This is a genomic window from Microbulbifer sp. TB1203 (assembly GCF_030997045.1).
Classification (GTDB): Bacteria; Pseudomonadota; Gammaproteobacteria; order Pseudomonadales; family Cellvibrionaceae; genus Microbulbifer.
The window spans coordinates 1,013,881-1,033,451 of sequence record NZ_CP116899.1 but is presented as its reverse complement, the minus strand read 5'-3'; the positions used below and the strand labels follow the sequence as shown (position 1 = coordinate 1,033,451).

17 protein-coding genes are annotated in these 19,571 nt (G+C 57.7%); 10 read left to right on the top strand and 7 right to left on the bottom strand.

From position 1 onward, the window contains the following. Positions 1 to 14 precede the first annotated feature (14 nt). The 4 genes from asnS (at position 15) to ltrA (ending at position 5,419) form a co-directional block, all read left to right on the top strand. Entirely contained in the window at positions 15 to 1,415 is a 1,401-nt protein-coding gene (gene asnS, locus PP263_RS04480) for an asparagine--tRNA ligase (RefSeq protein ID WP_308367170.1), read from the top strand. Between the two features lie 485 nt (positions 1,416 to 1,900). Then, positions 1,901 to 2,308: a hypothetical protein gene (locus PP263_RS04475; protein ID WP_308367169.1), complete on the top strand. Its 408-nt coding sequence runs from the start codon at positions 1,901 to 1,903 to the stop codon at positions 2,306 to 2,308. Positions 2,309 to 2,870: 562 nt separating this feature from the next. Then, a complete protein-coding gene (locus PP263_RS04470; RefSeq protein WP_308364414.1) occupies positions 2,871 to 4,178 on the top strand; it encodes a reverse transcriptase domain-containing protein in 1,308 nt (435 codons plus the stop codon). 35 nt (positions 4,179 to 4,213) lie between these two features. Continuing rightward, on the top strand, positions 4,214 to 5,419 hold the full coding sequence (ltrA, locus tag PP263_RS04465) for a group II intron reverse transcriptase/maturase (protein ID WP_308364412.1): 1,206 nt from the start codon (positions 4,214 to 4,216) through the stop codon (positions 5,417 to 5,419). Positions 5,420 to 5,557: 138 nt separating this feature from the next. On the opposite strand, the gene PP263_RS04460 is transcribed toward ltrA, so the two are convergent. Continuing rightward, positions 5,558 to 5,884 (bottom strand): hypothetical protein, encoded by a 327-nt coding sequence (locus PP263_RS04460; protein ID WP_308368669.1) that lies wholly within the window; start codon positions 5,882 to 5,884, stop codon positions 5,558 to 5,560. Between PP263_RS04460 and PP263_RS04455 the strand changes: the two genes are divergently transcribed. Together PP263_RS04455 and PP263_RS04450 are read left to right on the top strand one after the other, a co-directional pair. Further along, on the top strand, positions 5,783 to 6,028 hold the full coding sequence (locus tag PP263_RS04455; RefSeq protein ID WP_308368557.1) for a hypothetical protein: 246 nt from the start codon (positions 5,783 to 5,785) through the stop codon (positions 6,026 to 6,028). The two genes, PP263_RS04460 and PP263_RS04455, sit on opposite strands and share 102 nt — an antisense overlap. A 1,075-nt stretch (positions 6,029 to 7,103) precedes the next feature. Next, complete coding sequence (locus tag PP263_RS04450) at positions 7,104 to 9,068, top strand: hypothetical protein (RefSeq protein ID WP_308367168.1); 1,965 nt, start codon at positions 7,104 to 7,106, stop codon at positions 9,066 to 9,068. A gap of 51 nt (positions 9,069 to 9,119) precedes the next feature. Here the strand turns inward: PP263_RS04450 and PP263_RS04445 are convergent, their stop codons facing one another. The 5 genes from PP263_RS04445 to PP263_RS04425 all read right to left on the bottom strand — a co-directional run bounded on the left by PP263_RS04445 (position 9,120) and on the right by PP263_RS04425 (position 13,657). Then, on the bottom strand, positions 9,120 to 10,217 hold the full coding sequence (locus PP263_RS04445) for a GDSL-type esterase/lipase family protein (RefSeq protein WP_308367167.1): 1,098 nt from the start codon (positions 10,215 to 10,217) through the stop codon (positions 9,120 to 9,122). Positions 10,218 to 10,227: 10 nt separating this feature from the next. Beyond that, positions 10,228 to 10,959, bottom strand: coding sequence for a GDSL-type esterase/lipase family protein (locus PP263_RS04440; protein ID WP_308367166.1), 732 nt, complete (start codon positions 10,957 to 10,959; stop codon positions 10,228 to 10,230). A 224-nt stretch (positions 10,960 to 11,183) separates the two neighbouring features. Further along, positions 11,184 to 11,780, bottom strand: coding sequence for a rod shape-determining protein (locus PP263_RS04435; RefSeq protein ID WP_308367165.1), 597 nt, complete (start codon positions 11,778 to 11,780; stop codon positions 11,184 to 11,186). Between the two features lie 29 nt (positions 11,781 to 11,809). After that, positions 11,810 to 12,181: a VOC family protein gene (locus PP263_RS04430; RefSeq protein ID WP_308367164.1), complete on the bottom strand. Its 372-nt coding sequence runs from the start codon at positions 12,179 to 12,181 to the stop codon at positions 11,810 to 11,812. 252 nt (positions 12,182 to 12,433) lie between these two features. Beyond that, complete coding sequence (locus PP263_RS04425; RefSeq protein ID WP_308367163.1) at positions 12,434 to 13,657, bottom strand: CaiB/BaiF CoA-transferase family protein; 1,224 nt, start codon at positions 13,655 to 13,657, stop codon at positions 12,434 to 12,436. Positions 13,658 to 13,818: 161 nt separating this feature from the next. Here PP263_RS04425 and PP263_RS04420 point away from each other — a divergent pair, with 161 nt between their 5' ends. Next, positions 13,819 to 14,136: a DUF962 domain-containing protein gene (locus tag PP263_RS04420; protein WP_308367162.1), complete on the top strand. Its 318-nt coding sequence runs from the start codon at positions 13,819 to 13,821 to the stop codon at positions 14,134 to 14,136. Between the two features lie 252 nt (positions 14,137 to 14,388). On the opposite strand, the gene PP263_RS04415 is transcribed toward PP263_RS04420, so the two are convergent. Then, complete coding sequence (locus tag PP263_RS04415; RefSeq protein WP_308367160.1) at positions 14,389 to 15,798, bottom strand: TyrR/PhhR family helix-turn-helix DNA-binding protein; 1,410 nt, start codon at positions 15,796 to 15,798, stop codon at positions 14,389 to 14,391. A 124-nt stretch (positions 15,799 to 15,922) separates the two neighbouring features. Between PP263_RS04415 and phhA the strand changes: the two genes are divergently transcribed. The 3 genes from phhA to PP263_RS04400 all read left to right on the top strand — a co-directional run bounded on the left by phhA (position 15,923) and on the right by PP263_RS04400 (position 19,383). Further along, complete coding sequence (gene phhA, locus PP263_RS04410; protein WP_374693695.1) at positions 15,923 to 16,777, top strand: phenylalanine 4-monooxygenase; 855 nt, start codon at positions 15,923 to 15,925, stop codon at positions 16,775 to 16,777. Positions 16,778 to 17,120: 343 nt separating this feature from the next. Continuing rightward, positions 17,121 to 17,594, top strand: a complete 474-nt coding sequence (locus PP263_RS04405; protein WP_308367159.1) for an Lrp/AsnC family transcriptional regulator — start codon at positions 17,121 to 17,123, stop codon at positions 17,592 to 17,594. Between the two features lie 145 nt (positions 17,595 to 17,739). Then, entirely contained in the window at positions 17,740 to 19,383 is a 1,644-nt protein-coding gene (locus tag PP263_RS04400; protein ID WP_308367158.1) for an aminotransferase class V-fold PLP-dependent enzyme, read from the top strand. Positions 19,384 to 19,571 lie beyond the last annotated feature (188 nt).

Genomic DNA, 19,571 nt, shown 5'->3' with positions numbered 1-19,571 from the left:
ATAAGAGCACATCTATGCAAGTTGAGTCTGTAAATACCCTATTGAAGTCCAGTGGCCGCGAGGGCAACAGCACCCGGGTGCAGGGCTGGATCAGAACCCGCCGCGACTCCAAAGCCGGCCTGTCCTTCCTGGCCGTACACGACGGCAGTTGCTTCGATCCCATCCAGGTGGTGGTCGAGTCCCATATCGCCAACTACCAGTCGGAGGTGCTGCGCCTGACCACCGGCTGCGCGGTGGATATCGAGGGCACCATCAAGCCCTCCGAAGGCAAGGGCCAATCCATCGAAATCCTAGCGACCTCGGTACACGTGGTCGGCTGGGTGGAAGACCCGGACACCTACCCCATGTCCCCCAAGCGCCACACCATGGAGCACCTGCGCGAACACGCGCACCTGCGCCCGCGCACCAACGTCAGCGGCGCCGTGGCGCGGGTGCGCAACTGCATCGCCCAGGCGATCCACCGCTTTCTCCACGAGCGCGGCTTCAACTACGTACACACCCCGATCATCACCGCCTCCGACTGCGAGGGCGCCGGCGAGATGTTCCGGGTGAGCACTCTGGACCAGACCAATCTGCCGCTGACCGACAAGGGCGAGGTGGATTACTCCCAGGACTTCTTCGGCGAGGAGAGCTTCCTCACCGTTTCCGGCCAGCTCAACCTGGAGAGCTACTGTCTGGCGCTGTCCAAGGTCTACACCTTCGGCCCCACCTTCCGTGCAGAAAATTCCAACACCACCCGTCACCTGGCGGAGTTCTGGATGGTGGAACCGGAAGTCGCCTTCGCCGACCTCGCGGATATCGCCAGCCTCTCCGAAGCGATGCTGAAATACGTATTCAAAGCAGTGCTGGAAGAGCGCGCTGACGATATGGCCTTCTTCGCCCAGCGCATCGACAAGGAGGCTATCTCGCGATTGGAAAATATTATCGAGAACGACTTCGCGCGCATCGATTACTCCGAGGCCATCGAAATCCTGGAAAGGTGCGGCGAGAAATTCGAATTTCCGGTTGCCTGGGGCGTCGACCTGGCCTCGGAACACGAGCGCTACCTGGCCGAGAAGCATTTCAGGAAACCGGTGATCGTGCTCAACTACCCCAAGGACATCAAGGCCTTCTATATGCGCATGAACGACGACGGCAAAACCGTCGCCGCCATGGACGTACTGGCCCCCGGTATCGGCGAGATTATCGGCGGCTCCCAACGGGAAGAACGCCTGGAAAAACTCGACGCGCGCATGGACGAAATGGGTATTCCCATGGAACACCTGGACTGGTACCGAGACCTGCGCCGCTACGGCACAGTCCCCCACGCCGGCTTCGGCCTCGGCTTCGACCGCATCGTTTCCTACGTCACCGGCATGGGCAATATCCGCGACGTGATTCCATTTCCGCGCACGCCAAAGAATATCGCCTTTTGATATCAAGCCCCGCAATGCGGGGCTTTTTACATGGAGCCCTCCCCTGGGAACGCCGAGCCCCAGCTCGGCTTGCGGGCCGCAGGCCCGCCAATCGCGATCATCAATCTGCCCCCATACAACACAGTCCGAGGCAATCGATAGCGCATATCATCCATGAGAGCGCCCCATTTGCTGTTTTTATATACAGAATTTACCCGCATCACCACACGTCAAGCAGAATTCAGCAGCAGCTTCGTCTATCTACGGAAAACACCCGCTAACTCATTGACTTTTAAGGGATTTTCAATATGATCAAAAGCACCTTTATTGAAAAGATATAAAGCCAAGCTGCACTATCTATCTGTAGAAAATGGCGCCAACCTAATCGAACTCATTGATTTTTAAATTTTTTTTCCTGTAGAGATATCCGAGAGGTCTGCAGATAGAGAGCTGGTAGATATATTGCGGTGTCTTTTGAATTAACTGTTACATTTATAGGAGCGTCTGTGCATAACGTCCAGAAAGAGGTTGCAGCAGCTGTTTTTGCACTCGTTGTAGCTTCAAGCGCGTACTGGCTATTGGATCAGGTAGGATTCATTGGTTATGCGCTCCCGAGTGTCTTTGATCTCGGTCAGGCTTGGTTTGCTGTTTATTTTTCCATGATGGGGATCATTGCCCTCTTTGTGCTAATTGGAGTAGGCCGCGTCTTATCAACGTCTACCTGGATTTATCCCGGGGTTTTTGGCATATCTGGTTTGCTTCTGCATTTATATAGCTACAACTTATCCCATGCTGGGTGGGTTGCTGGAATGTTCGGAAACGGATTCTACATCATGGCGGCTATCCTATATTGGGTGCTGCCAAAAAATGTAACAAGCCGCTTAAATCCGACGCCAAAAAACGGCGCGGTTTAGCGGAGCGTTAGTGCGACAAGCAAAGCTTGTCGCATCTTGCAGGGTGAAAGTCCCTGTCGGGTAAGGCCTAGCCAGCCACCCGTATCGAGTCTTGCGCGCTGTGCGGAACCCGGAAATTAGGAATATTTGTGTGGCAGGAAGCACAAGGCGAACAAGCAGCGTGAAGCGTAGACAGAGAATTACATAGGCCATAGGGCGTGCCGTGCGCCTGAAGTGTTGGTATCGCTCCGAAAATAGCGAATCCTGGTTGACGAGGCTTGTAACGCCGTCGAAGTCCATGCAAAACAGCCGCCAAGGGCGAGGTTGTGGCGAGCCAGCGGAGTTATCAAACCGTGGCATGTGTAAAGAGATGCGACAGGAACTTGTGAGATCCAAGGAGGTTCCCGCAGGAAGTGGGTAGGGCTGCCGAGTAAAACGCGAGGCGAACGAAGGCCCCTTGGAAGTCGGATCGGTTCATAGTAGTCCGAAAGCGGGAAAGCCGCTTGCATGGCGAAGGGGCCGACAATGGAATCGTGGCGTTTAACAGAAACATAGTCCGGACAGGGTAGGGCTGGAAACCACTATGACAACCGCCTTAAACGCCATAGCATTTAAAGCACGTACCCATCCCCGGCACCGGTTTCAGAATTTATATGGAGAACTGAATCCCGGTTTGCTGACGCGGGGCTGGGCTAACCTCAACAAGCGATCTGCTCCCGGTGTGGACGGCGTAGAAGCCGAAGACTTCGGGGCGCGATTGCCGGAAAATATCCACCGCATCCATCAGAATCTCAAGGCAAACCGCTTTCGGGTAAATGATGTAAAGCGGGTATACATCCCCAAGGCAAACGGCGCAGAGCGTCCCCTCGGACTGCCCACGATAGAAGACAAGCTGGTGCAGCAAAGTGTTGCGGAGTTACTCCAGAGCATCTGGGAGCAAGACTTTTTGCGCAATAGCTACGGCTACCGCCCGCACAAAAGCGCGCATCAAGCCGTACACAGCTTACAGCTCAATCTTCAGTTCAAGGGCTACGGGTACATCGTCGAAGCGGATATTAAAGGCTTCTTCGATAACATGGACCACGGGTGGCTGCTGCGGATGCTGGAACAGCGCATCGACGACAAACGTCTACTCAACCTGATCAATCAATGGTTGAAGGCGCGCATCATCGAGCCGGACGGCCGTTATCACAAGCCGCTTAGCGGAACCCCGCAAGGGGGCGTGATCAGCCCGGTGCTGGCCAATATCTACTTGCACTACGTGCTCGACCTGTGGTTCGAGAAAAGGGTCAAGCCCGGACTCAGGGGGCGCGCCATGCTCATCCGTTACGCGGACGACTGTGCGCCACGAAGGCGCACTGGAGGATGTGAATCCTCCGTGCAGCCGTGCTGCACAAGAGATGAGGGCGGGCCCCTCGGAGCCGCCGTGCAGGCGGAGGCTTCAAACCACCTACTGCTGCTGCACTTAAAAGGTGTGGTAGTGAGCGAGTATGGAAAAGGCCGGTCAAGAACCGGTCAGGTAAGGGCCGTGAAGTCGAACGCAAGTGAACCGCTGATGACGTGTCGAAAGCGTAGGGACGACGTCAAAACCGGGGGGAAGTCGTTAACCCGGGATAAGTCTGGGAGAAACCTGTCTACTGCCCAGGCGGCGTCCGGCATAAAGGCGGCGAGAACACGGCTCAGGCTCTTGTGTGGAACGTGGGAACCTGTCACCCCGATGCTAAGGGAGCGATGCAAGTGGAAGCCCCACGAGTATCTGAGTACCAATGCGGGGTACAGGGGCGGAGCAACCTGTAGTAGTGAGGAAGGCTCTGTAATGGAGCTGGAGCGAAGGGGTTGCCCTATCCAGCCTGAGACAAGAGTGCAACCAGCAATGGGAGGACACTCTTGAATCAGGCGAAGTCATTTCCTATCACTAAACGTCAGGTGTGGGAAGCCTACAAACGAGTCAAGGCCAATAAGGGCGGGGAAGGCGTAGACGGTCAGACCCTGGAGATGTTTGAAGAGAAGCTGGAAGGCAATCTCTATAAACTCTGGAATCGACTGGCGTCTGGTAGCTACATACCCCCACCGGTCAAACGCGTGGAGATTCCCAAGGCGGACGGTGGTGTTCGTCCACTGGGAATTCCAACGGTTGCGGACCGGGTTGCCCAAATGGTAGTCAAACAAGCCCTGGAGCCGGACCTGGAACGTCATTTTCATCCGGACTCCTACGGCTATCGGCCGGGCAAGTCAGCCCGTCAGGCGATTGGACAGGCGCGCAAGCGCTGCTGGCGCAACGACTGGGTCGTTGATCTGGATATCAGGGGTTTCTTCGATAACATCGATCATGAACTCTTGATGCGAGCGGTGCGCCACCACACCCAAGACAAATGGGTGCTGCTCTACATCGAGCGATGGCTGACAGCCCCGGTGCAACTGAATGGTGGGGCATTACAGGAGAGGACCAAGGGCACCCCGCAAGGGGGTGTGGTCAGTCCTCTGCTGGCGAACCTGTTCTTGCACCATACCTTCGATGCGTGGATGCAAAGGCACTATCCGAGCATTCCCTTCGAGCGGTACGCCGATGATAGTGTTTGTCACTGCCGCACACGGAAGCAGGCCGAACATCTGAAAAATGCGCTGGAACAGCGCTTTGCAGATTGTGGACTGGAACTTCATCCGGAGAAGACCAAGATTGTCTACTGCAAAGACGACGATCGACGTCTGGACTATCCCGCCACCAGTTTCGATTTTCTGGGTTACACCTTTCGCCCGAGAAGATCGAAAAATCGGAAGGGAAAGTTCTTCATCAACTTCAGTCCGGCGATCAGCAACAAAGCGGCGAAAGCAATCCGGCAGGAAGTACGCAGCTGGAAACTGCATCTGCGCAGCGACAAGTCACTGGAAGACTTGGCAAGGATGTTCAACGCGGTGATCCGCGGCTGGATCAATTACTACAGCGCATTTTACAAGTCAGCGCTGTATACAACCCTCCGGCGGATTGACCGTAGGCTCGTAATTTGGGCAACTCGCAAGTTCAAAAGACTGCGGGGCCACAGGAGGCGAGCAACCCACTGGTTGGAGCGTATTGCGCGCAGACAGCCGGGGTTGTTTGCCCATTGGCGTTTATTACATGGACAGGCTGGGTAGGAGGAGCCGGATGAGCGGAGACGTTCACGTCCGGTTCTGTGAGCGCCTCGGGGGAGGGTCCCCGGGGCGACTCGACTTGTTGTAGCGTTTCAGTACCGCGACGAGGCCAACGCCTTCTACCGAGCGTTGCCATCGAGATTAAAGCAATTTAACCTTGATGTCGCGGCCGGTAAAACATCGCTCAAACGCTTCAGCCGCTTTCATCCGGGCCAGGAGCGGAGCTTTGAATTTCTGGGTTTCAGGTTCTATTGGGATGTTGACTTCGGTGGCGGACCTCGTCTGCGGCGGAAGACCGCCCCGAAGAAACACAAATCTCTGCTGCAAGCGCTCTACACATGGATCAAGGAGAATCGCCACAAACGGCTGAATCGCCTGATGCCCATGCTGAAGAGGAAGCTTGACGGAATCGGGAATTACTTCGCCCTGCCGGACAACAGTCTGAGCGTATCCCGTATCTACGGGCATGTTTTGCATAGCCTGTATAAGTGGTTGAATCGACGCAGTCAAAAGCGGAGTTTCAACTGGGTAGGCCTGAAGGAAATGTTGAGATATTACCGAATCCAGCCGTTAACAGTGCGTAAGCGCGCTGTCCCGGCGGATTGGTACTGAGGGGCCTGTGCTTTACACGGGCAATGATTCTATTGAGGAGCCGGATGCGGTAATTCCGCACGTCCGGATCTGTGTGGGGGCGTCCCGGTGACGGGGCGTTCTACCACGACTAAATCATTGAGAGATTGAGTATGGGGCTGATTGAGGCAATATTGTTAGGCTTTCAGTTCAAGCGGCTAGAAAAGCCGTTGGTGTTCATTACTATGCTTATCGCGCTGTTGTGCTTCATCGCTATGGGTGTGGTGATAGTTCTTGCAGGTATTGAAGTTTTAATTTAATAAAACCTAAAGGACAAGGAGACCGCATATTATTTCAGCTAAGGACAAATTAGCTCTTGGATTTGGAGCATTCTTAACCGGACTTTTTGTTATTTGCCTGTCAATAACACTTGGAATTTCAAGTCAGGTTAATGATAATTTTGTATCAAATTTTAAGATGAATGATGGCAGATACAGCTTAGAAACTAATTTAGAAAGGGATAAGAACAGCTATTACCTAGTTGCTTCGATCAAAAGCGATAGTAGAAGAGCTCGGATAATTTCAACCGCTGTAAATATTCAAGGTATCAATGGCGAAACATTAAAAAACTTAGAAGCAGGTGACCTTCGTTCAATCCATTGTAATATATTCGTATATTGCAAGGAGCAAATTCTAAAGGGTTTCTCCATAAATGAAAATGGGTCTTATAAGCTTGAGATTATAGGCTTTAAGACGATCGACAGTGTTGAAATACTAAACTTAAGCCTACACTCCAATCACAGTATTTTATTTCAATCCACCTTCATTTTAATTGGGTTTGTATTGTTAATAATAGGCAAGTTCATGATTTTAATTAATCTCTGCGTAATTGGTTATAACAAGTTGCTGCAGCAAATCAAAGAAAGCTTCGCTTTTTAATCCCGCTGAGCAAGACTTTGAGACTATAGAAAAATTGAGCAACTATCGAGTACACAAATTTTCGGGAGTTCCGGGGACAGCGGGAGTTCCGGGGGAGTTCCGGGGACAGTATACGTAATTCTTCATGGGGGGATCGGTATACTGCCCCCGGAACACGGGACAACTCGAGTATTACCCTTTGCTGATGAAAAGCGATGCGAAAGTCCAAGCGAGTGCCGACGCATCCGATCTCGGCGCCGACTTGGCTCGAATCCTCCTGAACAAGGACCGGCAGCCCGAGTTGGCGTACACCGAGGCGTGGACCAAGGCGTTACTCAGGGAGCCTTTGTTTGCGCAGGACGAATCGCTCGGCCCCGAGGCGCGTTTTGAACGCACCTACAGATGGTTCGACATCATTCGCGAGCGCATCAATGAAGAGCTCGAAATCGGCCCTGACGAAATCGTGCGGGACCCACGTCGTCTGGTGTGCGTCACCGGCCTGCTTTCGATTCTCGACGGCGCGGCCTGGGCGGTTGCGAATATCCACTATCTGCTTGCGCTTCGCACGATTCTGGAGACCGCGGACCGCTCCCCCGCGGTGAAGGCGGTGGCGGAGGGGATGTTGAAGGGCCGGACTGTGGGGTGTTTCGTGCTCGGAGAGTTGTCGACGGGCACCAATGCGATCGCAATCGAAACCGAGGCCCGATACGAGCCGCAGACCAGGGAATTTGTCCTCAACACGCCAACGGCGGGTAGCTTGAAGTGGATGCCCAATAGCTGGTTTCAGCGGGAACGAAAGGTAGCCGTCCTGTTTGCGCGGCTTGTAACGAAGGGTGAAGACGAAGGAGTCTTTCCATTTTTGGTACCACTCGATTCTCCGGGAGTCGAAGCACGATGGATTGGAGTGGAGCCTACGGTCAACCTGGATAACTCGTGCACCTGGTTACGCGATGTGCGCATCCCGAAAGACTACTTGCTTGTCGATTCAGAGATCGAACTCACGGACGAAGGAGAGTTTCGATGCGCCGAACCGAGCCGGCGCAGACGCCTTTTGCGCTCGATCGACCGACTTTCCTTCGCGCGCTTGAGTGGTAGCCTGACGTGTATCACTGGCGCTCAAGCCGTGGTTTTCCTTGCGGTAAACGGTGCGCGCGAAAAGCGGGTTTTTTCTCCTGGTTCACCTGGCGTCTCCGCCCGGGACTGCAGCAATTTTTACCTTCCCCTGGTCGACGCGGTGGCCACGATGTACGCGCTACGCTTGCGCTACAACTCGATCGTCAATGGGTGTTCCCCGAAGCCTTCGGAAGAGCGCGAGCAATTCATGGCCCGAGAGGCTTCGATCCTGAAGGCCTTCGTTTCATTATCGACTTTCGAAGTCATCGGAATATGCCGACAGCGAACCGGTTCGCACGGAATGTTCGGGGCAAACCGAATACTCGAAAACCTCATTGGCAACCACGCGATCTTTACCGCGGAAGGCGAGAGCGACGTGTTGCTTTTGAAGGTGGGAAGCGACCTCGTGCGCGGAATCGACTACAAACCTCCAGCGCGCGCCCGCCCAGGCGCCCGGTCACGTCTGTTGTCCTGGCTTTGCCGTCGGGAGCTTGCGGTGAGACGGAGCCTGCGCATTCGCATGTTTTTGGCGCAGCGGCGTCGCCCCCTGACGGAGGTCTGGAAAGAGAACACGGACGAGTTGATGCGGCTCGGGAGGATTCACGCCGAACGGCTCGTGGCAGAGTCTCTGGAGTTGGCGGCGCGTGAGGCGCGGGCAAAAGGCGGCGAAGCCGGTGAAATCTTGCACCTCTTGTCGCAAATCTACACTTCGGGCCTGGTGCTCAGAGATGGTGCCTGGTTCGGTGGCCGGCCTTGGGCGTCGCGCAGAGTACTGCGTGGGCTTGCGCGTGCGCGTCTTGCGTCGGCTCAGGCGCTGGCGCCGCGGCTCGATGAGTTGGTCGAAGCGTTTGAAATCGACAACGCGATAATGCGGGCTCCAATCGGAGAATCCAAGCCGCTCAGCGAGCTTTCGAAGCTGCTCGACGGAGGCATTCCGAAGGGGCATTCAGTAATGCAAAGCTACCACGAATCACGGCATGTGGGGATGCGGCGGTGTCCTGCGACCGAGACCGGGTCTGAAGCGGTATCGGTTACCCCCGAGGGAGACTGATAAACTGTAGTAGTTCAGACTTAGAATCAATGCCAACTCGGAGGTAAATCATTATCGAGTTAACAGCGGGGCGATAGCAGGCAGTAGTTCACCTGCCATCGCTTCGTGCTGTTGCCCAGTCGGATGCGCATCGCAGGTGTCCCCGGAGTGATGTTGGGAGAGAACCTGATGGACGCGGGCGTCCGCTGTGCGCTTAACCGTATCGGCGATATAGTCGCGCAGGACGCTCCGTTGCGGCCTGGCCGGGTCGGCTGCGTCATTGACGATGGCGCCCTCGGTAAGTGCAATCTCAGCGCCGGGATAGAGCGATAGCAAACGTTCGACAAATTCCACGTAGGTCGATACGAATTCGCTCCTTTCCGGCAGCGGGCCTATATCCAGGTTAAAGTCGTTGGTGCCGAGAGAAATCAGGATAACGTCCGGCACAAAAGCGGATAGATCTGCAGCCGGCCCGTTATTAATGGGTATATCCAGTTCAAAAAACTGGGGCGCTTGCAACTCGCCGGTATTGCCATTCCAACTGCGGATCAACCCGCGGCCGCCGTAGCACACCAACTGGGTCTCTGCGCCCATAGCTCTGCCGAGCAGCATACCGTAGGAGTGATCGGAATCGGGCTGGCGCGGGTTGGTGCCGCACTGGTAATCGACTGGCTGGTAAACACCCTCACCACAGGTGACCGAGTCGCCGATTACAAGGAGTTTGCGTTCCGGCGCCGCTGGCGGGGAGAGAAATTCCCCCTGGGCAAGGGTGAATTTTTCTACCGTGACGATACCACGCCAGGCTTCCGACGGGTGACTGAGCCGCACTGTGTGGGGCTTACCATCGCTTTCCACCAGGGAATATTGCTTCGGCGTCCGGGTCAATGTGAAGCGGCGCGGTGGTCTGTCGTCCACCATTACAGCCATGTAGCTGCCGTCTTTACTGCTGGAGGCGGTAACGCTGAGATCTCCCCCCGAAATAGCGAGGTTGGCGCTGACGCTCGGGTAGCCGAAACGCGCGCTGCCATCTTCCAGTGCCGCAAAGCGGCCGCTCCAGCGGATTTTGTCGCTGGTGGCGTCGACGGTTTTTATCGAAGTATCGGCGGAGGCCCCGGCACACTCGGACAGCGAGGCCAGAGCCCATAACAGGTATACGGGTATCGCTTTCACATCGGGTTCCTTACTTTTTCAAAAGGCGGGACAGTACCGGGCTCAACTGTTCGGCCCAGAGTTCGTAACCGCGCTCGGTGGGGTGCAGGTAGTCGGCCATAATGGTTTTGCTGATTCGGCCGTCGTCTTGCAAAAAAACCGGGCCGAAATCGTAATAATCAACACGCGAATTGTCTGCCAGGGTTTTAATCAATTTGTTGGTGGCTTCTACCCGCTCGCGCTCAGGGGTGCCCGCCTTTTCCCCGTAGGGGAAGATACCGTGCAGAACAATATGGGCGCTGGGGTAACCTTGCAGAGCCCGGTCAACCACGGCTTGTACTCCGGCAAAGGTATCCCGGGGACTGGCGTCGTTGTGCAGGAAGTTGTTCACGCCGATCAGAATAACCACAACATCAGGATTGAGTTTCTCGATAGCCCCGTGGTCCAGGCGCCACAACAGGTTTTGCGTGAGATCGCCGCCGATACCAAAATTGGCGGCTTGAAAGGGTGCGAACTCCCGATCCCAGACATTCTGGGCGTGGTCCCACATATCGGTGATGGAGTCTCCCAGAAATATCACCCGGGCACGGCCCTGTTCGGCGACCCTGACGTCGTCAGCGTGCTTCTGGTACCAGGTGGACAGGCTCATCCAGGGGAACTGTTTGGTACGCGGTACCGGCTGGGTGGAAATCGGGGCTGCGGCGGTGGCGTAACCGGTTACATACAGCATCAAGAAAGTGAGCACAAAAATCGAGGGTTTCATCGCTGCTATTGCCTTTGCTTATGATTAGTAAAACTTGTGGTTGGTAAGATCAGGCGAAGTCATCGGTGTCCGGGCCCCGCTCGGGCCTGAAGTGCCGGGAAAACTTCACCCTGTCGACCAGAGTATCCGCCAGACGCAGGCCTGCGTTTATGATTTCGGCCGGGAAACAAGAATTACCCCGTGTAACCTGCCCTGTCAATTACACAAAGGTATAAAGCGGGCCCCTACCGCTCACCAAACAACGTCATGGCCGCAATCAGCACCAGCCACAACAGCAGAAAGAACCACTGTATAAACTGGCCGCTCTTTTCACCTGCGGCTCTCTTGCCGGACACACTCTTCTCTTTTACCTTCTGGTAGTCAAAAGTATGCCGGGTGAGTTCCTCTCCCTGATAGACCACGGCTTCCCGCGCCCCGGCCCCCAGCGCCATTTCCTGGAAAGCGAGAATTTCTACATCAGTCAGCCCCCCCTCGGTCTTTTCCATGGGCTGTAATACCACAGTGGGCGAAGCTGGAATCAGTGTGTCTCCTGAGAGCTCTCTGAAGATATGTTGAAAAAGCTGTTCGCCGGCGGCGAAGTCGCGGATAAGCGAGCGGGGGTGGGAAAAGGGGTTCACCACTTCAATATTCTTTCCGGATGCGGACGAAGCGCGGCTGCCCACGGCAGCGACGGTCCGCCGTCCCTTTTTCTCCTCCAGTGCCAGCTGAGGAACCTGGTCGTAAATCCTGCCGCTGCCGATATCCGTGACCCGGATGCGCTTTTCCCATATCTGCACGTACAGGATGGTTCCCGATTTTTTGTTAACGAGATTTTTAAGCACCTGACATTTCCTGTTCAGCCGGCCGACGCTCAGCTCCTGTCAATACAATTGACTTCGAGCCCTGTACCCGCCGGGTCCTCGAAGAAAAGCTGCGTCACGCCGGTGTCCGGCACGTGGGTTTTCCTGTAGGAAACACCCAGAAGCTCCAGCCCCTCCACTACCGCAGCCAGGTCTTCGGTCTGAAACGCCACATGGTCCAGGTATCCCCGCCATTCGCCCCCGTAATGCATTTTACTTTCCGTCAAATGCACCAGTGGCCGGTCGCCCGAATACAGCCAGAAGCCTGGACGGGAAAAGCTGGGCCGGTAGCCTTCCTGCAGATTGAGCACCGTACAGTAGAAATACTTGATCTCGCGCAGCAAATCCTTCGGCGCGCTGATATTGATGTGGTCTATATTCATTTTCGGGCTCCCTCTCCGCTTCATTAACCCGGCCGGTAACTACCCTCCCCTCTCCCGCTTGCGGGGGAGGGGGCGCTGACCGGCTCCCCCTCTCCCTAACCCAGTGACTCGCGCCATCCATGGCGCTCGGCCTTCGGCCAGCTAAAGCTGCCTAAATCCGCTCCCGGCGGATTTGTCCCCCAAAGGGGGAGAGGGGACTGTCGGGGTGAGTAGTTAGCCCGGCCGCAAAACTCGCCGGGTTGATAACGATATTCAGACAATATTTTCCCGCTTGAGCTCTGCGATCTCGTCTTCGCTTCTCCCCAACCACTCCCGCAATACTTCCTCCGTATGCTCCCCCAGAACCGGCGGTGCCTGTTCGTATTCGAGTTCGGTCTCGGAAAATATCACCGGGTTGCGCACAGTTTTCACCGCGCCCGCCTGCGGATGCGGCTGCTCGAGCACCATTCCCCTGGCCTGTACCTGGGGGTCGGCAAAGACCTGGTCCAGGTCATTGATGGGGCCGCAGGGCACGTGGGCGTCGCTGAGCTTTTCCAGCCACCAAACGGCCTTCTGCCGGCGGGTGGCCTCTTCGATCAGTGGGACCAGCTGTTCCCGGGCCAGGACCCGCGCGGCATTGGTGGCGTAGGCGGGCTGTTCCGCCAATTCGTCGAGGCCGGCAATATGGCAGAATCGCTTGAACTGGTCGTCGTTGCCCACCGCAAGCATAAAATAGCCGTCTTTCGCCGGTACCGCCTGATAGGGCACGATATTGGGGTGACCGGTGCCCTGGCGCTCCGGGCTTTTGCCGGAGGTGAGATAGTTCTGCCCCTGGTTGGCGAGCCAGGCCACCTGGGTATCCAGCAGCGCCAGGTCGATATACTGGCCGGCACCGGTCTGCTGGCGGTGAATTACCGCGGCGAGAACCGCGGAGACCGCGTACATTCCGGTCATCAGGTCCGCCACCGCCACTCCCACTTTTTGCGGGCCGGCGCCGGGCTCTCCCTCGGGCACTCCGGTGATGCTCATCAGGCCGCCCATACCCTGAATCATGGCGTCGTAGCCGGCGCGGTTTCTGTAGGGCCCCGTCTGGCCGAAACCGGTGATGGAGCAGTAGATAATCCCGGGGTTAACGGGCCTGATGGACTCGTAATCCAACCCGTATTTTTTCAGCCCGCCAACTTTGTAGTTTTCCAACAGGATGTCACAGCGCTCCGCCAGCTGTTTGATCAGCGCTTGGCCTTCTTCCCGGGTGATATCAACAGTCACGGACTTTTTGCCGCGGTTGGCACTCAGGTAATAGGCCGCCTCCGAGGTGTCTGCGCCCTGTGCATCTTTGAGGTAGGGAGGCCCCCAGTGGCGGGTATCGTCCCCGCGGCCGGGGCGCTCGATCTTGATGACCTCGGCACCAAAATCGGCGAATACCTGGCTGGCCCAGGGGCCCGCCAGAATGCGGCTGAGATCTAGAACCTTCAGATGTGCGAGTGGACCTGCCATAACTTCCTCATTATTTGCCCTCTCCCCTGCCTTCTTCCACTAACTGGCGGAAGAGGGAATCTGCGCAGCCTATCAAATTCGGCGCATTTTCGCCCGGCTTGGATGGAGCCAGGGATACCGATAGACTGGCCCGGATTATTATAAGAACCGGGAGCACAGCCATGGCTACCGCACAACCGAGAAAATTTGAATCCTTCTGCGACTTCTATCCCTTTTACCTGGAGGAGCACCGCAACCTCACCTGTCGCCGCCTGCATTTTGTCGGTACCGGCCTGGTGATCCTGCTGCTGGCGGTTGCACTGTTCAGCGGCAATTTGTGGTACCTCGTTGCGGTGCCTTTCGCCGGCTACGGGTTTGCCTGGGTGGGGCATTTCTTTTTTGAGCACAACCGGCCGGCCACTTTCAAAAATCCTTTCTACAGCCTGTGGGGGGATTTTGTGATGTTCAAGGATATGCTGCTGGGCAGAATCGATCGTTGATCATTTGCAGAAACTTCGTTCTTAACATCAAGCTCTCATTGGCTCGTCATACCGGTGGCCCCCTGGGTTCCGGCATGCGCCGGAACGACGAAAGCAAGGTTCGCCCCGAATGGCGCCAAGGTAAGCAGCTTCTCATTGTAGGATGGGCAAAGCGTAGCGTGCCCATCTACCGGGCCTTGATGGGCACGCTACGCTTTGCCCATCCTACAAAATTGCCCTGCCAACCCTTAAGTTAGTGCCTGAGATTCCCCCCTACCTCAGTCCGTATTTGCGCAATTTGTTAGCCACCGCGGTGTGGGAAATTCCCAGCCGTTTGGCCAGCTCCCGGGTGGAGGGCCGCCCGGCGGCCAGCTCGGTGAACAAGGCTCTCTCCATCTGCTCCATAATCTCCCGGTAGCTGAGGCCGCGGCTCCAGTCGCGCCAGGGCAGCTCGGCGCTCACCGCCAGATCCGGCAGATCCTCCAGCTCTATTCGCTGCCGGCCGGCGGCCCGGCAGCGGCTGGCGGCGGCGCTCAGGTAGTTTTTCAGGCCGCTGAAATTATCCGGCCAGTCGTGGCTTCGCATCAGCGGGAGAGCTTGGTCGCACAGCTGCAGCGGCTCCCCTCCCCGACCCAGTTCCCGCAATATCGACGCCGCGAAGCGCTCCAGTGCCGGACGCATGGCCCTGAGCGGGGGAAGGCGCAGGGCCAGGGAGGAGAAAAGCTGGGCCAGCGGTGCCGCCAGCCCAGCAGTGTTCGAGCAGGTGGCCACTGGGCGAAAGTCCGACGGCAGCGCCTTTAAACGGCGTACCAGGGCCAACTGGGATTCTCCCGAGAGAAGGTGCAGATCCTCCAGAATTACCGTGCCAGCCCCGCGCAAGGGATCCGGCAATTGCAGTTGGCCACCCCGGGGATCAACGCGATAGCAGTCCCCCGCCGTTGGGGAAAGGTAGTGCAGGGCCGTGGCAAAGGAACTCTTGCCGCTGCCGGGCTCGCCCGCGATCAGCACGGGGGCGCCGAGCCCGGCCAACTCCTGGAGCTGGAGGCAACAGTCCCTGCGGCGGTCCCAGTCCCAGAGTGCTACCGGCTCAGGCAGTTCGGGGCTCGACAGTCCCGGCTCCCGGGGCTGCAATGTCAGCACCGCGCCCGCGAGGGACTCCACGGCCCCCGGGCTTTCCGCCAGGGCGATGGGCGACCACTCCATGAGATAGGGTCTGCCGCGCACGGCGACCGGCAAACCGTAGCGGGGGACGGCGAAATCCCGCAGCAGTTCCGCCACCTGCAAGAGAGGGAGGAAGCGCTGCAACTGCAGCCCGGGCACCCGATCCAGATTTACCCCGAAGGCCCGCGCCGCCGCCAGGTTGGCGGCGATCACCCGCCCCTCCCTGTCCACCGACAGAACCGGATCAACCACATGTCGCAGCAGGGTATCCAGTTCGAAGTGACGCCTTTCCGAAGGTATCAGCGCGATACGCCGCACCCGCTTGACGCCCGGCACTTTGAGCAGGGACTTCTCGATAGCCTGGTACTGGGTGGCGAGCATATTGGGAGCCGAGAGGTAGACCTTGTCCCCGCTGTCTCCCCCCAGCTCTCCCGAAGTCACGTTTATCCGATATTCGCCGAATATCTGCATAATCTCATACAGGATACCCACGCGGTTGGCACAAGTTATTTCGACTCTCATCGCCGGCCTGTAAAGATAAATTTACAGAAAGTGTATCTCCGCTCCCCCAAATGCCACAAGATCGCCTCCCTGGATATCGCCGACCCGAAGCCCGGTAACTAAAAATGGACAGGAGATAAGAACAATGGACAGCGCGGCAGCCCTGATGAGGGCCATACCGCCGGAGCAGAGCATCATGAAGAAAGACGCCGAGAAGCCCAGCAAGTACGTGGCGCACAAGCCGGACGAACAGGGCTTTATTCACTACTCCGATATCGAGCACGAGACCTGGCACCGGCTGATCGAGCGCCAGCTCAAGGTGGTTCCCGGCCGCGCCTGCGACGAATACCTGCACGGCCTGGAACTGCTCGACCTGCCCCACGACCGCGTCCCGCAATTGGAAGAAGTCAGTAGTGTGCTGCGCCGGGAAACCGGCTGGGAGGTGGTCAGGGTGCCGGCGCTGATCGGCTTCGAGACATTCTTCGGGCTGCTGGCGGACCGCAAGTTCCCGGTGGCCACGTTTATCCGGACCCCCGAGGAGTTCGACTACCTGCAGGAGCCGGATATTTTCCACGAGATCTTCGGCCACTGCGCCATGCTCACCAATCCCGCCTTCGCCAACTTCACCGAAAAATACGGCCAGTTGGGCCTGGCGGCCACGCCCAAGGAGCGCGCCTACCTGGCCCGGCTCTACTGGTTCACCGTGGAGTTTGGCCTGCTCCACACCCGGGACGGCCTGCGCATCTACGGTGGCGGCATCCTGTCCTCGCCGAAGGAGACTCTGTACGCCCTGGGCAATGAGCCCAAGCGCTACGACTTCGATGTGCTCGACGCCCTGCGCACTCCTTACCGGATCGATATCGTGCAGCCGGTCTACTACGTGCTGGACGACCTGCAGCAACTGCAGGAACTCACCGAAATGGACCTGATGGCCAAGGTGCACCGGGCGATGGAAATGGGTCTCTTCGAACCGATGTTTCCGCCCAAGGATGCGGCCTGAGTGCCGTAGATGCTCTGTTTCAAATCAGGCTGTAATCATAGCGGCGCACGCCGGTATCCAGCCCAGTGGCACCTGGGTTCCGGCCTTCGCCGGAACGACGACAATTCGCCGTAGGGCGAACGCCTAACCGATCAGCCACTCAACCTTGAGGGAAATTCCACTACCGCCGTGATCGTTCGGAGACTAACGTTATCTCCAACGGTGCAGTGTGAGCCCAACCATCCCCCGAAAATCGGATATCTCCACTACACTCAAACCAACAGCGGTATTTTTTGCCAGTGATGGCGTCCAAATCATCGCCAAAGGATACACGGCCCCGCGGTTTTGGGAGCTTTGTAGAATTATGTCCTCACTTGACGCGATCGATCGACAACTTCTTGCCATCCTGCAATCAGATGTTAGCCTCTCCATCGAAGAGCTGGCCGACCGCGTGGGACTCACCAAGACCCCCTGCTGGCGCCGGGTTCAGAAATTGGAGAAGAGCGGCATCATCCGCCGCAAAGTGGCGCTGCTGAACGCGGAAATCCTCGGCCTGCCGGTCTCGGTATTCGCCCAGGTGAAAACCGACCAGCACACCCCCGAATGGGCTGAAACCTTTGCCAGCCACATCGCGGAACAGCCGGAAGTGGTGGACTGCTATCGCATGGCCGGGGACTACGATTACCTGCTGCGGATCGTGGTCAGCGACATCGCCGCCTACGACCGTTTCTACAAGGAACTGATCCGCCACGTGGGCATCAGCGATATCGTGTCCAACTTTGCCATGGAGCAGATCAAGAGCACTACGGAACTGCCCATTCCGCCGCCTGGTGAATAACCACTGCTCTGTCCGGATCTGGACCCTGTAGGAGCGGCGGGGCGGCCATCCGCCCATGGCCGCGAACGATTTGGCTACGTAGCCGACACCGATCGCGGCCATGGGCCGCTCCTACAAGAGAGAAAGGCGAAACAGAATAACAACTTTGTTTGAGGTAGAGATGCCCTCCATTGAATCCCTGATGGCCCATATTCGCGACAGCGTGATCGGCGAGCGCCTGCCGCTGGTCACCCCATTCGGCGTGCGCCCGCTGGTTTACGCCGACTACACCGCCTCCGGGCGCGGCCTGACCTTTATCGAGGACATTATCCGCAACCGTGTGCTGCCCTGGTACGCAAACACCCATACCGAGACCTCTGCCACCGGTCGCCAGACCACCGCCTTTCGCGAACAGGCGCGCGCGATGGTCCGCAGGTCCGTAAACGCCGGGGACGAGCACGCGGTGATCTTCTGTGGCGCCGGTGCCACCGCGGCCATCAACCGGTTGGTGGACAGCCTGGGGCTGCGCGCCGATCACTACCAGCGCTTTGGAGCAGAGGCTACGAAAATCCCCGAAGCCCGGCGCCCGGTGGTGTTTATCGGCCCCTACGAACACCATTCCAACGACCTGCCCTGGCGGGAGTCCGTCGCCGACGTAGTGACCATTCCGCAGAACGCCGAGGGCGGCGTGGACCTGCCTGCGCTGGAGGAGGCGCTGGACCTCTACAGCGGGCGCCCGCTGAAAATCGGGAGCTTCTCCGCCGCCTCCAATGTCACCGGCATCCGCACCGACGTGGACGCAGTCACCCGCCTGCTGCACAAACACGGCGCCCTGTCGTTCTGGGATTACGCCGCGGCCGCCCCCTACGTGGCCATCGATGCGAATGGCGATGGCAGCGCAACCAGCAAGGACGCCCTGTTTATCTCCCCACACAAATTTGTCGGCGGCCCCGGCACCCCGGGCATCCTGGTGGTGAAAAAATCCCTGCTGCCACCGGAACAGCCGGCGATACCCGGCGGCGGCACCGTATCCTGGGTGGGACCGGACCGGCACACCTACCTGCCCGCCGGCGAACGCCGTGAGGAGGCCGGCACCCCGGCAATCGTGGAATCGGTGCGCGCGGGTTTGGTATTCGAACTCAAGGACGAGGTGGGCGCAGAGGAAATCGAGGCGCGCGAAGCCCGATGGCTGGACAGGGCCTTTGCGCGCTGGAAGCAGAACCCCAATATCGAAATACTCGGCGGCACCGAGCTGCCCCGGGTGGGCATTGTCTCCCTGCATATCCTGCGGGGCGGCAAACCCCTGCATCACGGTTTTGTGGTGGCGCTGCTCAACGACCTCTTCGGTATCCAGGTGCGCGGCGGCTGTTCCTGCGCCGGCCCCTACGGCCACCAGTTGCTGCACCTGACCCCGGAGCAGAGCGAGGCGCTGGAACAACTGGTGAGCGAAGGCGAAAGTATCCTCAAGCCCGGCTGGGTGCGCCTGAACTTCAATTATTTCCTGGATGAGGAGACGGTGGACTACCTTATCGAGGCGATTGAAATCATTGCCGACCGGGGCCACCGGCTGCTGCCCTACTACCAGTACGATATGGAGGCCGGCGTCTGGCGCTACCAGGGCGAGGCCGGCGAGGCGCCGCTGCGCCTGGAACTGGATGCGGGCGCACTGGCTCCCACGCAAAAAGTTCAGACGCCTCTGCGGGACTATTTGCAGCAGGCGCTGGAAATCCTGCGGCAACCGAACGGAAAGGAGTGCGAGCAGCCGATTCTGTCGCCCGAGGCGGAGAACCTGCGCTGGTTCAATCTGTAATGACCCGGGCAGCGCAGCTTATGCAGCCTATGTGGATGCTCTGTTTCAAATCAAGCTCTGGTCATACCGGCGCACGCCAGTATCCAGTCCAGTGGCACCCGGGTTCCGGTACCGGATCGGGTCCGGCATGACGTTCCTGCGCCGGAAACGACGACAATGCGCCGGGGCCCGACAAAAAAATACCCACT

Coding starts and splice junctions, on each gene's coding strand:
- asnS (WP_308367170.1), top strand. CDS start 15: ATGCAAGTTGAGTCTGTAAATACCCTATTGAAGTCCAGTGGCCGCGAG.
- PP263_RS04430 (WP_308367164.1), bottom strand. CDS start 12,181: ATGAATATAGACCACATCAATATCAGCGCGCCGAAGGATTTGCTGCGC.
- PP263_RS04460 (WP_308368669.1), bottom strand. CDS start 5,884: ATGCCCGTAGATACGGGATACGCTCAGACTGTTGTCCGGCAGGGCGAA.
- PP263_RS04415 (WP_308367160.1), bottom strand. CDS start 15,798: ATGAGAGTCGAAATAACTTGTGCCAACCGCGTGGGTATCCTGTATGAG.
- PP263_RS04425 (WP_308367163.1), bottom strand. CDS start 13,657: ATGGCAGGTCCACTCGCACATCTGAAGGTTCTAGATCTCAGCCGCATT.
- phhA (WP_374693695.1), top strand. CDS start 15,923: ATGGACAGCGCGGCAGCCCTGATGAGGGCCATACCGCCGGAGCAGAGC.
- PP263_RS04405 (WP_308367159.1), top strand. CDS start 17,121: ATGTCCTCACTTGACGCGATCGATCGACAACTTCTTGCCATCCTGCAA.
- PP263_RS04440 (WP_308367166.1), bottom strand. CDS start 10,959: ATGAAACCCTCGATTTTTGTGCTCACTTTCTTGATGCTGTATGTAACC.
- PP263_RS04420 (WP_308367162.1), top strand. CDS start 13,819: ATGGCTACCGCACAACCGAGAAAATTTGAATCCTTCTGCGACTTCTAT.
- PP263_RS04470 (WP_308364414.1), top strand. CDS start 2,871: ATGACAACCGCCTTAAACGCCATAGCATTTAAAGCACGTACCCATCCC.